This is a genomic window from Paenibacillus polymyxa (assembly GCF_001719045.1).
Taxonomy (GTDB): domain Bacteria; phylum Bacillota; class Bacilli; order Paenibacillales; family Paenibacillaceae; genus Paenibacillus; species Paenibacillus polymyxa_B.
In genome coordinates, this window is the sequence record NZ_CP015423.1 from 1,718,396 (window position 1) to 1,731,941 (window position 13,546).

Below are 13,546 nucleotides of genomic sequence, written 5' to 3' on the forward strand. Positions count from 1 at the left end.
TTTCCCCAGTAAGAAGGTACTTGATACAAGTTTATCTCCTCCCGATGTTAGTTTTTAGAAAGTATATGCGCATCTGCCCATGTCGGTTCCTAACATTAGGAAAATATACTGATGATAGCTAACACCGGGGAAGAACTCACTAAAAAATCAATTACAATTTGTGTCCTAGTTGAAAGTGCTGCATCTATTGCTTCCAGATAATAAAAAGCACCTATTAATGTCCATACTGCTTGTTTCAAGGTTGATACGGGTACGCAAGCTATAAGCTATAGAGAAATAGACGAGAGACTCTTTGACAAACATTAGCTGGTTTTCTTGTCTTAATATGGTCTACTAAAAAATAAAAAAGAGTTTTCCATAAACGGAAAACTCTTTCGCGCTTTAAACAATCTGCTTCTATACTTTCTTCAATGTCGGACCAATCCACCAGCCAAATCATCCCATCGCCAAGAAACCTCATGTCCATGGAGATGCAGCCCCCCAAACCACTCGTCGATCCCTTGAACTGCAATGCGGTCCACTGATCCATTCAGTACCTCATTACCCAACTCTGTCAGAATTACCTTTCGGTTCAGAAAATCCGGAATTTGTCTGAAATCCAAGCCGGCCTTATCCCCGTCAATGATCAGCAAAGGATGTTCGCCTTGAGCCAAAGCACGAATAAATTTCCAGTATTCGAGATCACCCATGCCAAGCACATGCAGGACGTCAGTTGCATGACGAAACAATTCCAATGGCGTATTCACTCCATTATGAACGGCCTGAAGCGTGGTCTGTTCCACAATGCCAAGACCATTCCACTCCGAGGGCAACCGCTTGAGATGTGCTGTGAAAGCTTCATAGGCAAATGGCAAGCCGGATGCTGCCAATTCTGCCTTCTTGTCTTCCAGCAGATTAGCCATTTGAGTAGGATCAGGAGAAGCGTACGCCTGCCAAAGCTCGCTTCCGAGCTCCATTTCTTGCCGTTCAATAGTTCGCCAGGTCCCGGATAATGTCTGAAGCTGTGCCGGAGTGAGCTGTCCCAGACCATGAAACCGTTCGATTCCCGGAAACTCCCCAATACAGAGCAGGCTCAGCTTCGTGCGGCCCAGTTTCTGTCTCTTGAACCAGTGGAGCAGATAGGCGAGCATGCTCTGATCAAACAGGTCATGCTCAAACCACAACACGACTTCATCATACTTAATAAACTCACGAAGTTTCTGCTCTTGTTCCTCACACCCCGTAGTATATTCGCTGGCCGGAATACCCATCGTTTCCTCCAGGACCCGGGCCCGCAGTACCCGTTCTTCAGCTCCCGCTGGATTTGTAAATATCGGTCCTGCCGGATATACCTCTCTCCATACAAGCACGTCGCCTTGTACAACACCCTGCTTCAACATGTCACCTACAACATCACCGTTAACAATATGTAGCATGTTTTGCCCTCCCTCATACAAATGATTGAACACGGAAACGAGGTCGGCTACCGGGAGTGTACCTTTCAACTTTCGGCGGGCATCGTGCAGCCGCTTCTTAAGCGTCGGGACCGGAGTGCCCAGATAATCGGAAATTTCCTGCAGAGAGTAACCGTAAAAATAAAACAGCCGCAGAGGCACGCGCAGCTTGGCAGATAGTGCCTTCACCGATTGCTGCAGAACTTGGCTCTCCTCCCTACGCTCTGCAATTTCTGCCAAACCCGGTACTCCTCCCGATACCTGCACAGCTTCATCTAGAGGAAGCACCGAATGATGCTTGCGCCGCAGCATCCGCTGACACTGTCTTACGACAATGGTCTTGAACCAGCCTGGAAAAGCTGCCGGGTTCTGCAGCTTCTCCAGATTCTGATAAGCCTCTATGAACGCATCCTGCACGGCATCTTCCGCGAGATGGACATCCTTCAGCATGTCATAGGACACGGCATATGCCATTCCGCGAAAATGCAGCATCAGCTGCCCGAACGCTTCCGCGTTCCCTTGCCGCGCCTTTTCAACCCACTCCCTCATACGTTCCTAGCCTCTTTTCTTTCGTGTTCTTAATCTTAAGTGCCGGCTCAGTGGGGGAAGGTTACAAATCATGTTGATGGAAAAATGAAATGATTGATAAAGAGCTTCACTGAACACAGCAACCATATTAACAGATTCCTTCTCAATAGAAGCATAATGTAGTTACAGGCTGTTGGTTTTCAACAGAAATATATCATCCTTTATTTTTTACGAGGTTAAGTTCAATATGACTTCGACCATGTAGCCATAGCAGTTCATCCAGTAAAAACGCCAATCCATCCTTACTACGCAAACGCTCGATCAGTTCTGTAACGACTTCCATAATCTCACGCTGTACATTGTTCGCTAGTTGGAGACCCCCACTTTCCCCATCCACATAAAGATATGGATGATCCGGTTGATCTATCTTTCGTACATGCCGCAGGCACAATATCCCATGTTCAAGATAAAAGAAATAGCTACGATCATACAGAACTCCCTCAAATAATTCATACATATGAGGGTCATCATCAGGTCCATATGTCATGGTAACTCTTTTTAAGCCAACTGGATTGCTCATATATACTTTCACCCCCTCAGAATTCAATTGTAAATTCCTATACTTGAAATTTTAGTGAAGTAAAACTCTAATTTAAATAATGTAAACTTTTTATTCGACAAGTCCTGAAGGTTTGTATGCAATACTGTAATTTATGTATAAGAAGTCGTTCATTAAATACATTCGCAAAATGGTATATATACCAAGTTAACTTCTATTATATTAATGAGGTACTCATAGTATATGTTTTGAATTCTTATAATTAAAATGGAGAGTGATACGATGGATTTTATAAAATCTATTTACACAAAACAAAACGTAAATAGCTCAGTACTCTTTTTTGCATTTTTAGTTTTATATAGTGTTTTTTCTGAGATTGAAATTAAACCCGTAGTTCTCTTACTTTTTACAGTTGTATTTGCGTTTTTTAATGCCCTGAGTAAATTGGTCCAATCCATACGTAGTGATAATGATCTTAAGTAAAGTAATCTTTACACATTAAAAAGACCTCCAGGACGAATATAGTACGTGACTATACCGTTCTGGAGGTCTTGATTTACATTTTCGAATTGTTAACGCCCCATCATGAAGGTTTGTAGACAATTCATTTTCATTGTACCCTTTTAAACTATCTTAACAAGGCTCTTCGTTCGGTTTTCCGGCATCCGTAGCCGTACGGAAGCTTGAACCGCAGCCGCATGTAGCTACAGCATTCGGATTATGAATCGTGAAGCCGCCTGACATTCCAGACTCTTCAAAGTCGATTTCCAGACCGTCCAGGTAGCGGATGCTTTCCTTCTCCACTACAATCTTCATATCCTGTACGTTCATATATATATCTTGATCCGTCTCGTTGTCGTCAAAGCCCATTGCATACGAAAATCCGGTGCAACCGCCCGGCGTAACACCCAGACGTAAAAACATATTCGGCGTTTCCTGCTGCTCCAGCATATCCTTCAAACGCTCAGCAGCGGAATCGGTGATGTTAATCATAGCTCCATCCTCCTCTTTTACTTCATGTTCCCCTTCAGTATACTCCACTATTTGCAGGTGCTCAAGTCATGGAATGTCCTTCCCTTACAGGCTTAAAGACCTGTTTTTCTATTCGTTTGTATTGAACACCGGTGGTGTGAGGTTTATAATAGGTGAAGAGTGTGTAAAAGAAACTGTCGGAAATTTGTCATTTCAAAGGCGATATTTTGAGATATTCATCATTGTAGCCTGGCATTGTAACATTTTTCACATATCGTATATCCGCGCTGCCGGATTCTTACCGACGGAACGGGACATCCTGTGCGCACTTAGCGCTTGTGCCGCTGATTTGGCGGACAGCCTCGCACAGAGCAACTTGAAGGAGGAATAGGCATGTCCACATTAGTTACACCTTTTACAGACCGCAGAATGGCGGAAATTGTAGAAAAGGTACAGAACGGTATTCGTTTGAACCTTGAAGACGGTATATATTTGTATGAAACTGACGATATCCTCACACTGGGTCAGTTGGCTAACGAAGCTAATTTACGCAAGAACGGAAAAAAGGTTTATTTTATCGAAAACATGAGCCTGTACTTCACCAATGTATGCGAAGCGCGCTGCGCGTTCTGCAATTTCCGCAAGGATCAGGGGGAGGACGGCTCTTATACGTTGTCCGGGCAGGAAATGATTGATTATGTAGAGCAACACATCCATCCGGGAGTAAGAGAATTCCATATCGTCGGTGGTCATAATAATCATGTGCCTTTCCAATACTATGTAGACTCATTGAAGGCTCTGAATGAAAAATATCCGCACGTTACACTGAAAGCTTACACAGCAGCGGAAATTGACTTTTTCACACGCATAAGCGGCTTGAGTATTAAAGAAGTGCTTCAGGAGCTGCAAAAGGCTGGACTTCAATCCCTGACTGGTGGTGGCGCAGAAATCTTGTCCGACGAATATCGGAAGAAGATGCGTGTTACGAAAGCCAACGTGGACCGCTATCTCGAAGTACATCGCACGGCCCACAATCTCGGCATGAAAACTCATACGACCATGCTGTACGGTTCGGTCGAATCGTATCAGGATCGTATTGAACATATGCTGCAAATTCGTGAATTGCAGGACGAAACGAACGGATTTATGGTATTTATTCCACTGTCCATGCAGCCGAAAAGCAAAAACGCCAACATCATGCGCCGGAACTCCGCTTACGAGGATCTTAAAACCATTGCGATCAGCCGCCTGATGCTGGACAATATCGACCATGTCAAAGCTTACTTCATTAATATTGGCCCGCAATTGACGCAGGTCGCTCTCACCTTTGGCGCATCAGACGTCCATGGTACGATTGTGCGCGAGCAGATCAGCCACGCCGCAGGTGCGTTGACCCCTGCCGGATTGACCCGTAAAGAGCTGATCTGGCTGGTCAAAGGTGCCGGACGCATACCTGTAGAACGGGACACCTTCTATAACGAAATCGAAGTTTTCGAATAAATGTAATATCGGATTCAGATTTCCCGCGAGCATTTCATCCCCATTACTCACACCATGCAGCATCATGCTGCCTCGGAATACGCTGGTCTGCCTGCCAAAGGCAGGCCCGATTCTCGGGTTTTATAACAACAAAAACTTGTGTTAGATCAACGAGACACCAGACCATTTGCCGGGGACACGGTAGCGAAAGGAAGGCGGATTTTGATGAAAAATTTCGTTATTCTGGGGGGCGGCTATGGCGGCCTTACCATTGCCAAAGAATTGCTGGATAAACACATTCCCGACGATGTTCAAGTTATTTTAGTGGATCGAATGCCCTTTCAGGGGTTAAAAACAGAGTATTATGCCCTCGCGGCTGGTACGGTTTCTGATTTTGATTTACGGGTGCATTTTCCAGATGAGCAACGTCTTATTCGCAAATATGGAGAGGTCACCTCGATGGATCTGGAGAATAAAATGGTCCATTTTCAAGACGGTGAACCCTTGTCCTATGACCAGCTTGTCATTGCGTTGGGTTGTACCGACCGCTTTCACAATACACCGGGGGCTGAAGAACACAGCTGTACGATCCAGTCGTTTAACCATACCCGCCAAACCTATCTGCGCTTGAACGAAATCAAGCCATATGGACATGTCCATATTGTAGGCGGCGGTCTTAGCGGTGTTGAGATTGCTGCGGAGTTACGTGAAAGCCGTACAGATTTGAATATTACCATTATGGATCGGGGCGAGCGGGTGCTGTCGGCATTCCCGCAACGTTTGTCTGCCTATGTACATGCTTGGTTCAAGGAGCATCAGGTTAATGCCCTGAATCATGTTGCGGTTTCCCGTATTGAACCGGGGGCTATTTATAACCGTGACGAGCAAATTGTAACGGATGCAGTCGTATGGACGGCCGGGATTCAGCCGGTAAAAATTGTGCAGGATTTAGCTGTCCCTAAAGATCCTCAGGGCCGCATCGTGCTCAACGAATATTATCAAATACCGGACCATCCTGAGGTGTATGTGGCCGGAGACTGTGCGAGCCTTCCCTACTCTCCAAGCGCTCAAGCGGCAGAAGTGCAAGGGGAGCAGATCGCACACATTGTACGCGACCTGTGGAAAGGTCAAACGCCTCATCCGCATCCTTTAAAGCTGCGTGGTACATTAGGCGCACTTGGCAAGAAGGCCGGGTTCGGCTATGGCTTTATGGGCAGTACCTCATTGCGCGGACGAGTACCACGCCTGCTTAAAAGCGGTGTGCTCTGGAAGTCCAAACGCCATTTTGGATAAACGTATGCTCAAGAAACAAAGAAGACCCGCTCTCAGAGCAGGTCTTCTTTGTTTCTTGAGTGTTTGCATCATGTATATTCTCTACAAAAAGGAGCTGGCTAACAGAGCCTTTCAATCCAAATCTAGGTTATCCCATGCTTCAGCTTCCTTAATTTTGTTCATAATCACTTCGTACAGAAGCTCTGCTGAATCTGCGGATACAATCTCGCCGTTGACCATCGCATAGGGTTCGGCGTTGCACTGACCGCAATTGCTTAGGCAGCCGTATTCAATCACATCATAATCTGGATTCTGTTCCAGCTTGGACATGATTTCATCGGTACCCCAATGCATATTACTGGTGCAAAACTCAATAATAGGTCTTAACATTTTTTCACCTGCTTTGGATGACGGGCATTTTAATTTGGCCCGCTTTGTAATATAATAATAAAGGTATAGGAAAGGAGTTGAATTCTAATGAGCGAAACACAAAGCGTTCAAATGTATGATGAAGTAGCTGATGTACTGGATAAGCTCCGTCCGTTCCTGCAACGCGATGGTGGCGACGTTGAGCTGGTTGACGTTGAAGACGGCATCGTTAAGCTGAAGCTGGTAGGCGCTTGCGGCAGTTGCCCAAGTTCCACGATCACGCTGAAAGCAGGGATTGAACGTGCTCTTCTCGAAGAAGTCGACGGCGTCCAAGAAGTGGTACAAGTATTCTAATGCTTGATGCATAATGATCATGAGAGTCTTGACTTCGGTAACGAAGCTCAAGACTCTTTTTTGTGTTACAGCGTCTGAGGGATCACTCAAGCTTATATGGTTGGCCGAATGGGGTCCAATCCTCCCGATACATCCATAATATTACCTGTTATAAAATCCGAATGCTCCTCACACAAATAGGCGATCACTCGCGCAATGTCCTCTCCGCTCCCCGGACGTCCACGCGGTGTCTCTTTATCCTGCATGCCGATGACATCGGCAATTGACATTTCCTTATTTGCTCCTCGAATATCCCCTGGACAGATCATATTGACCGTAATGCCATTAGGAGCTTCCTCCACAGCCAGTGACTTCGTAAAAGACACCAGCCCCACCTTAGCGGCTGCGTATACGGCGCGATGCGGCCAAGCCCTTGCTTCTCCAGCATGACCAAAGCCAAAATGAATAATACGTCCCCATTGCTGGCTACGCATGTGAGGCAATACCAAATGATCCAGCAACATGGTACCGACCAGATTCCCTTGTATCATGGCATGAATCTCAGCCACACTGTAATCCGCAAACAGACGGCGTTCCCGGATGAACGGTCCGGCATTATTCACCATAATATCGACTCCGCCTAGCCGATCCTGTACTTCACCAATCAGCCTCCTAATATCTTCCTGAACAGAAATATCCCCTTGTAAAGACAAGCAGCGTACTCCCTTAGACTCAATCCCCCGCTTAAGCGCTTCAGCTTCTGCTTGGCTATGCACATAATTCAGCGCAATATTACAGCCTTCATCCGCCAGACGCAGAGCGGTCGTTTTACCTAAACCTTTGGCACTGCCCGTTATGAATGCGACTTTATCTCTCAACAATTTTCCTCCTGTTCACAGAGATCGGTCACCCCCAAGTATAAAATATTTAAGCTTCCCCTACAACTCCATTCAAAAAGAAACCCCCAGTCCTCTTGTTCAAGAGAATCTGGGGGTTGCGTGCAATGCGTTCTCGTTCCCTACTTAAAATGCCGGGATAATTGCGCCTTGGTATTTATCTTCAATGAATTTTTTAGTTTCTGGAGATTGCAAAGCTTTAAGCAGCTTCTGAATCGCTTCGGAATCTTTATTATCAGGACGTGCTACCAGAACGTTAGCATAAGGAGAATCCTTGTCTTCCAGTGCCAGTGCATCCTTCGTAGGGTTCAGCTTCGCTTCCAAAGCGTAGTTCGTGTTAATCAACGCAATGTCTACTTCAGGCAACTGACGTGGCAGCATAGCCGCTTCCAGCTCCTTGAATTTCAGGTTTTTCTTATTTTCAGTAATATCTTTTACCGTAGCTTCGATGTTGCTTGCGTCTTTCAGCTTGATCAGACCTTGTTTCTCCAACAACAGCAAAGCACGGCCTCCGTTTGTCGCATCGTTCGGAATGGCTACAGTTGCGCCATCTGGGAGTTCATCAAGCTTTTTATATTTTTGGGAGTAGATGCCGAAAGGCTCCAGGTGAACCGCGCCCACAGAAACCAAATCCATTTTGCGCTCTTTGTTCATCACATCCAAGTAAGGTACATGTTGAAAGAAGTTAGCATCCAGCTGCTTGTCAAACAATTGAACGTTCGGCTGTACATAGTCGTTAAACTGAACGACTTGGAGGCGAACCCCTTCTTTTTCCAACTGAGGCTTGATTGCTTCCAAAATTTCCGCATGTGGCACAGGAGAAGCTCCAACTTTCAGCTCCACTTCACGTGGTGATCCGCCTGTATTTTCGTTCGCATTGTTTGTATCCGATGTTGTGCTCTTTGTACCGCAAGCCGCCAGCACCGCAATTAATGTCAAGCTTAATACAGCCAATACCCATTTCTTCATGTTATTACCCCTCCAATAATTTGTAATATTCAGGAGCAGACGTCCTGATCAATAAGGATATCTATATGTTTTCCCTATTTTCGAGTATAATGCCGCACGAGGCGATCTCCCGCCATTTGCAGCAATTGTACCAATACGACCATCAGCACGACCGCAACGATCATGACAGCCGTTTCATAACGATAATAGCCGTAGTTGATAGCCAGTGTACCTAGTCCACCGCCCCCGATCATCCCGGACATTGCCGTGTAGGATACGAGTGTAACGACGGTAATGGTTAATGCGGCGAGCAGACCCGGAAGTGCCTCACGTAACAGCACACGCCGGATAATTTGTCCTGTCGAGGCACCCATCGCTTGTGCGGCTTCAATGACGCCCTTGTCCACTTCACGCAGAGACGTTTCGACAAGACGTGCGAAGAATGGGGCAGCCCCGATAACCAATGGCGGAATGGTTCCCAGCACCCCGGTCGAGGTACCTACCAGTGATCGGGTAAAAGGAATAAGTGCAACGATCAAAATGATAAAAGGTACGGAACGTAAAATGTTAACGATGAATGATAATACAATGTATATCACCTTCATCAGAGTTAACGAGGAGCGACTCGCCAGAAACAATAATATACCGAGCGGCAAACCAATAACGAGGGTGAACAATGCGGATGCCCCAAGCATCTGAAGGGTTTCCAGCGTAGAATTCCCTAGCTCTTCCCAACTCACTTGTGAAAAATCAAGTTCGCTCATTGTCCAATCACCTCCACATCAAGTCCTTGCCCAGACACTTCGCGCAACGTATGCTCTATATCCTCATGATTTCCTTCAAAACGAACGATTAGCTGTCCATAGGGTACATTTTTAATGGTAGATATGGTTCCCTGCAAGATCGCAAAATCAACACCAGTACTTCGAGCCGTACGCGACAGAATCGCATCATATGTTTTACTGCCCAAGAAGGAGATACGTACCACCTGCGCCGACTCGCCGCCACCTGCTGCCGCAATCGCTGCTTGCAACTCCTCGGGATGTTCTGACTCCCGTTGGATAAAGTCCTTGGTTACCTGGTGCTGTGGTTTCAAAAATACTTCCGCCACCGGACCTTGCTCCACGATGTCGCCCTGATGAATGACACCAACTCGATCACAAATGCTTTGAATGACATGCATTTCATGTGTAATCAGCACGATGGTTAAATTAAAGCGCTGATTAATATCCAGCAGCAATTTCAGGATAGACCCCGTCGTCTGCGGATCAAGCGCAGAAGTCGCTTCGTCACACAGCAATACATGAGGATCACTAGCCAGCGCCCGTGCAATTCCTACCCGTTGCTTCTGTCCACCTGAGAGCTGTGACGGATATTTTCCACTGTGTTCTTCGAGACCCACCAATTCCAGCAGTTCACGAACCTTCTTGTCCAGCTTCTGCTTGGGCGTGTTTACCAGCCGCAATGGAAATGCAATATTGTCATACACCGTCGCCGAAGACAACAAATTAAAATGCTGAAAAATCATTCCGATTTTTCGACGTTGCTTCTGTAACTGGGATTGACTCACAGTGGTGAGGTTTACCCCGTCTACCCATACTTCACCTGAAGTAGGGCGTTCCAATAAATTAATACAGCGGATCAATGTACTTTTCCCCGCCCCGGAGTGACCAATCACTCCGAATATTTCTCCACGCTTTATAGAAAGATTCAACCCAGACAGCGCATTAACGCGTCGGTTGCCTTTGCCATAATGCTTGGTTAACTGCTTAAGCTCTATCAACGTGGTGCGACCCCCTTCACTTCTTCCTTACCCTTTTAACCAGTTGTCATCTCTCAGGATTGTATAAAATCGCTATTTATTTATACAAAAAAGAGCCCCTTTCACAGAATGAAAAGGGCCCCACCTTGCGAACCTTTTCTCATCTGCCAAAATCGCTATAACTCTAGCGGTTTTGTAGGAATTAGCACCATCATGTTCCCTCCCAGTGTATTACACCGGGAAAGAACGGGTTGCCGGGCTTCATCGGGCCAGTCCCTCCACCTCTCTGGATAAGAAAAATATGTTAAACTCCAGCTTTAGCTGTCCGTTAAGTTTATATAAAAAAATATAATTCAAGCATTTTTCTGAAACTAGGTTTCAGTATAGATAGTTTACATAGCTTTGTCAAAGGATATTTTCTATCATATTTTTGGGCGTACTGCCCGGTTCTCCCATTGTTTCGCAGTATAAGTAAAGGCGTTTGACAGCGACCGACACACCATTTCCAAGCCCTGCTGCAAATCTTCCAAATGGTGATCGAGGTCCTCCAGTTGGATTTTTCCATACAAAGCTCGGTGTCGTTGCCAGAGATCATCCTGCATTTCCGTATTCATATAGTGTATCTCCGTATTTCGACGCTTACGCAGCCGATTGATGGCATCGTTGTATGTGTCCTTGATATCAATTAAATTATCGGTCAATACAGGATGCATTTTGAGATACTTGAGCTGCCGCAACACGGTAAAATACGAATAATGCGCCTTATACTGCCCTGTTTTTAAATCATACAGATCATTCAGCCAGTTACCCAGCTTATCTAAAATGGAGAATACCCTCACAAACCCATCTTTATAAAAGAAAACATACAATGCATAGTCGGATTTTTCATCCTCGCTCATATCTTCAGCATATCCGGCTTTCACTTTCATACGGAAAAAGGCGGCAGCATGATGGCTCTGCTCCAGTTCATCCAGAGATGACATTAGACCGCGTGTCAAAATATCCGCCTTCCGAAAATCGTGGGTCGGATCTCCACCAGCCTGAATTTGCCGCTCCAGCAGGTTCAACATATCTGACATGCTATTCATGGCATCCAGCAAGATTCCCTTGTTCACACGTGGCGGCTCACCCAGTAGCTTGCGTATCATGCTTACGCCTCCTTATAAATGTAAAATCCGGCTGTAGGTTTCATTAGGGCGTCAAGCGAAATAACTCGTCCATCGTTGATCTACAAGCTTAACAATATCCTCACGCGGTAACACCTCATCCGGATACCCCGGCTTCATACGCGCATCCACTACAATTGGCAGCTTATAGTTCAGATGATGCAAACGCACTTCGCTGTCCGCGTACATATCCGTAGCCGGGTTAAAGCGTGTGAATACCGTCCACAGGAACGAGGCTTGAGAGCGAACGACTTCTTTGGCATCGTCCACAATGAAGACGAGCGGCCACTCTTGCTCACCTGCAGCTAATCGCTCCAAAACACGTGCCGCCAGCTCAGGCTCCTGCTCAAAAGACGCACCCGATACGACGAGGCATCCTCCGCAATAGGGCTTAATTTCACGAATTCCCGGCAGATCGCCTCCCTCATAAGCACGAGGCAATTCACGTACAGGCTCACCTATCCCCATCAGGATCGCCTTACTACCATGATTCAGCTTGCGGCCTGTGTAATCGAGTGTATCGTGTGACGTGTGATTGAAAATAAATAAATCCGTTGCTGGATTAAATCGCTCCAGAATGGTTTCCAGCAGCAGGTTAAAGTCAGATAAATCAATTACTCGATCCGTCAGCATCAGGAACTTGGTCAACGATAATTGACCTTGACCCAAAATAGTAAAACCGGATACAAGCGCTTCACGGGAGTAGCTTTCACGTACGACTGCCGCTGCCAGCGCATGTACGCCCGTTTCCGCATACGCCCACAGGGACTTGACGGAAGGCATCACAAGCGGATATGCAGGCGACAGCAGACGTTGCAAAAACTCACCGAGATAGTAGTCTTCTTGCCGAGGCTTACCTACAATGGTTGCCGGATAAATGGCATCCTTGCGGTGATGCATATGTTTGACATGAAATACAGGGAAATCATGCTGTAATGAATAATATCCAAAATGATCACCAAACGGGCCTTCCGGACGGCGTTCATGAGGCGGCACATAACCGCTGATTGCAAATTCTGCTTCTGCTGGAATCCGGTGACCCCCAAGCGGATCTTCTGTCATGGGCAGCTTGCCTCCCATAATAAGCGAAGCCAGCAGCAGCTCAGGCAAGTTTTCCGGTGCTGGAGCAATGGCAGACGCAATCAGGGCAGGCGGGCCACCAATGATAATCGTCGTAGGCAATGGCTCATTACGCAGCTCCGCTTCATGATAATGGAAACCGCCGCCTTTATGAATTTGCCAGTGAATGCCCGTCGTCTGATCATCATAAATCTGAATGCGGTACATCCCCAGATTATGATCCTTGGGCTGACCTGGCTTCTCGGTATACACAAGTGGAAGCGTAATAAACGGCCCTCCATCTTCATGCCAACTGGTCACTTTAGGCAGTGGCGCTAACGGAGCCTCTGTACGGCGAACTCCCAATACAGGGGCCTCGCTGTGAGATACTGTTTTTAGCCCTACTTTTAGCATGTCCTTAATCAGGCCACGTTCATTCCACAATGCTTTGGGTGTAGGTGGAAACAATGTTTTGGTGGCTCCGACAATTGCATCCATCAGTTGCTCTGGTCGCGGGCCAAAAGCCATGTCTACACGGCGATTCGTGCCAAACAGATTACTGGCTACAGGAAACGGGGTTCCTTTTACATTCGTGAACAGCAGTGCCGGCCCTTCTTCCTCAATGACTCTTCGATGAATCTCAGCCAGCTCCAAGTAAGGATCGACAGGTGCCTCTATAATTTTAAGATGATTTTCTTTACGCAGCGCTTCAATAAATTGGCGCAAATTCTGGTAGATCAACTGGACGACTCCTCCTAAGCAAATCAAGC

The 13,546-nt window shown here is 46.4% G+C and carries 13 protein-coding genes and 1 riboswitch; of the genes, 3 read left to right on the forward strand and 10 right to left on the reverse strand.

Features of this window, described 5'->3' with window-relative positions:
* Window positions 1-407 precede the first annotated feature (407 nt).
* From AOU00_RS07710 to AOU00_RS07725, 3 genes are all read right to left on the reverse strand, one after another.
* The gene (locus AOU00_RS07710; protein ID WP_069290332.1) at window positions 408-1,982 is read right to left on the reverse strand and encodes a sigma-70 family RNA polymerase sigma factor; all 1,575 of its coding nucleotides are present in this window, start codon (window positions 1,980-1,982) and stop codon (window positions 408-410) included.
* A 193-nt stretch (window positions 1,983-2,175) separates the two neighbouring features.
* On the reverse strand, window positions 2,176-2,541 hold the full coding sequence (locus AOU00_RS07715) for a hypothetical protein (RefSeq protein ID WP_069290333.1): 366 nt from the start codon (window positions 2,539-2,541) through the stop codon (window positions 2,176-2,178).
* Window positions 2,542-3,153: 612 nt separating this feature from the next.
* Complete coding sequence (locus AOU00_RS07725) at window positions 3,154-3,513, reverse strand: HesB/IscA family protein (protein ID WP_013311832.1); 360 nt, start codon at window positions 3,511-3,513, stop codon at window positions 3,154-3,156.
* Between the two features lie 372 nt (window positions 3,514-3,885).
* Here AOU00_RS07725 and mqnE point away from each other — a divergent pair, with 372 nt between their 5' ends.
* Both mqnE and AOU00_RS07740 read left to right on the forward strand, forming a co-directional pair.
* On the forward strand, window positions 3,886-4,992 hold the full coding sequence (gene mqnE, locus AOU00_RS07735; RefSeq protein WP_023990177.1) for an aminofutalosine synthase MqnE: 1,107 nt from the start codon (window positions 3,886-3,888) through the stop codon (window positions 4,990-4,992).
* A 204-nt stretch (window positions 4,993-5,196) separates the two neighbouring features.
* Window positions 5,197-6,264: an NAD(P)/FAD-dependent oxidoreductase gene (locus AOU00_RS07740; RefSeq protein WP_069290334.1), complete on the forward strand. Its 1,068-nt coding sequence runs from the start codon at window positions 5,197-5,199 to the stop codon at window positions 6,262-6,264.
* Window positions 6,265-6,375: 111 nt separating this feature from the next.
* Here AOU00_RS07740 and AOU00_RS07745 read toward each other — a convergent pair whose 3' ends face one another.
* Window positions 6,376-6,633, reverse strand: a complete 258-nt coding sequence (locus AOU00_RS07745) for a YuzB family protein (RefSeq protein ID WP_023990179.1) — start codon at window positions 6,631-6,633, stop codon at window positions 6,376-6,378.
* Between the two features lie 87 nt (window positions 6,634-6,720).
* Here AOU00_RS07745 and AOU00_RS07750 point away from each other — a divergent pair, with 87 nt between their 5' ends.
* Window positions 6,721-6,966 carry a NifU family protein gene (locus AOU00_RS07750; RefSeq protein WP_013311836.1) on the forward strand — a complete coding sequence of 82 codons (246 nt, stop codon included), beginning with the start codon at window positions 6,721-6,723 and terminating at the stop codon, window positions 6,964-6,966.
* A gap of 92 nt (window positions 6,967-7,058) precedes the next feature.
* Here the strand turns inward: AOU00_RS07750 and AOU00_RS07755 are convergent, their stop codons facing one another.
* The 6 genes from AOU00_RS07755 to AOU00_RS07780 form a co-directional block, all read right to left on the reverse strand.
* The gene (locus AOU00_RS07755) at window positions 7,059-7,823 is read right to left on the reverse strand and encodes an SDR family oxidoreductase (RefSeq protein WP_069290335.1); all 765 of its coding nucleotides are present in this window, start codon (window positions 7,821-7,823) and stop codon (window positions 7,059-7,061) included.
* 144 nt (window positions 7,824-7,967) lie between these two features.
* On the reverse strand, window positions 7,968-8,810 hold the full coding sequence (locus AOU00_RS07760) for a MetQ/NlpA family ABC transporter substrate-binding protein (protein WP_061829843.1): 843 nt from the start codon (window positions 8,808-8,810) through the stop codon (window positions 7,968-7,970).
* Between the two features lie 74 nt (window positions 8,811-8,884).
* The gene (locus AOU00_RS07765) at window positions 8,885-9,553 is read right to left on the reverse strand and encodes a methionine ABC transporter permease (RefSeq protein WP_013311839.1); all 669 of its coding nucleotides are present in this window, start codon (window positions 9,551-9,553) and stop codon (window positions 8,885-8,887) included.
* Window positions 9,550-10,572 (reverse strand): methionine ABC transporter ATP-binding protein, encoded by a 1,023-nt coding sequence (locus AOU00_RS07770; protein WP_069290336.1) that lies wholly within the window; start codon window positions 10,570-10,572, stop codon window positions 9,550-9,552. The genes AOU00_RS07765 and AOU00_RS07770 overlap by 4 nt, the downstream gene beginning before the upstream one ends.
* A gap of 136 nt (window positions 10,573-10,708) precedes the next feature.
* Window positions 10,709-10,848: riboswitch (SAM riboswitch) on the reverse strand.
* A gap of 125 nt (window positions 10,849-10,973) precedes the next feature.
* Complete coding sequence (locus AOU00_RS07775) at window positions 10,974-11,699, reverse strand: Cthe_2314 family HEPN domain-containing protein (protein ID WP_069290337.1); 726 nt, start codon at window positions 11,697-11,699, stop codon at window positions 10,974-10,976.
* Window positions 11,700-11,750: 51 nt separating this feature from the next.
* Window positions 11,751-13,517, reverse strand: coding sequence for a UbiD family decarboxylase (locus AOU00_RS07780; RefSeq protein ID WP_069290338.1), 1,767 nt, complete (start codon window positions 13,515-13,517; stop codon window positions 11,751-11,753).
* Window positions 13,518-13,546 lie beyond the last annotated feature (29 nt).

What these genes read in the sequence shown, in the direction of transcription:
- AOU00_RS07765 (WP_013311839.1), bottom strand. Translation starts at nt 9,553, where the DNA reads ATGAGCGAACTTGATTTTTCACAAGTGAGTTGGGAAGAGCTAGGGAAT.
- AOU00_RS07740 (WP_069290334.1), top strand. Translation starts at nt 5,197, where the DNA reads ATGAAAAATTTCGTTATTCTGGGGGGCGGCTATGGCGGCCTTACCATT.
- AOU00_RS07710 (WP_069290332.1), bottom strand. Translation starts at nt 1,982, where the DNA reads ATGAGGGAGTGGGTTGAAAAGGCGCGGCAAGGGAACGCGGAAGCGTTC.
- AOU00_RS07725 (WP_013311832.1), bottom strand. Translation starts at nt 3,513, where the DNA reads ATGATTAACATCACCGATTCCGCTGCTGAGCGTTTGAAGGATATGCTG.
- AOU00_RS07715 (WP_069290333.1), bottom strand. Translation starts at nt 2,541, where the DNA reads ATGAGCAATCCAGTTGGCTTAAAAAGAGTTACCATGACATATGGACCT.
- AOU00_RS07775 (WP_069290337.1), bottom strand. Translation starts at nt 11,699, where the DNA reads ATGATACGCAAGCTACTGGGTGAGCCGCCACGTGTGAACAAGGGAATC.
- AOU00_RS07750 (WP_013311836.1), top strand. Translation starts at nt 6,721, where the DNA reads ATGAGCGAAACACAAAGCGTTCAAATGTATGATGAAGTAGCTGATGTA.
- mqnE (WP_023990177.1), top strand. Translation starts at nt 3,886, where the DNA reads ATGTCCACATTAGTTACACCTTTTACAGACCGCAGAATGGCGGAAATT.
- AOU00_RS07760 (WP_061829843.1), bottom strand. Translation starts at nt 8,810, where the DNA reads ATGAAGAAATGGGTATTGGCTGTATTAAGCTTGACATTAATTGCGGTG.
- AOU00_RS07745 (WP_023990179.1), bottom strand. Translation starts at nt 6,633, where the DNA reads ATGTTAAGACCTATTATTGAGTTTTGCACCAGTAATATGCATTGGGGT.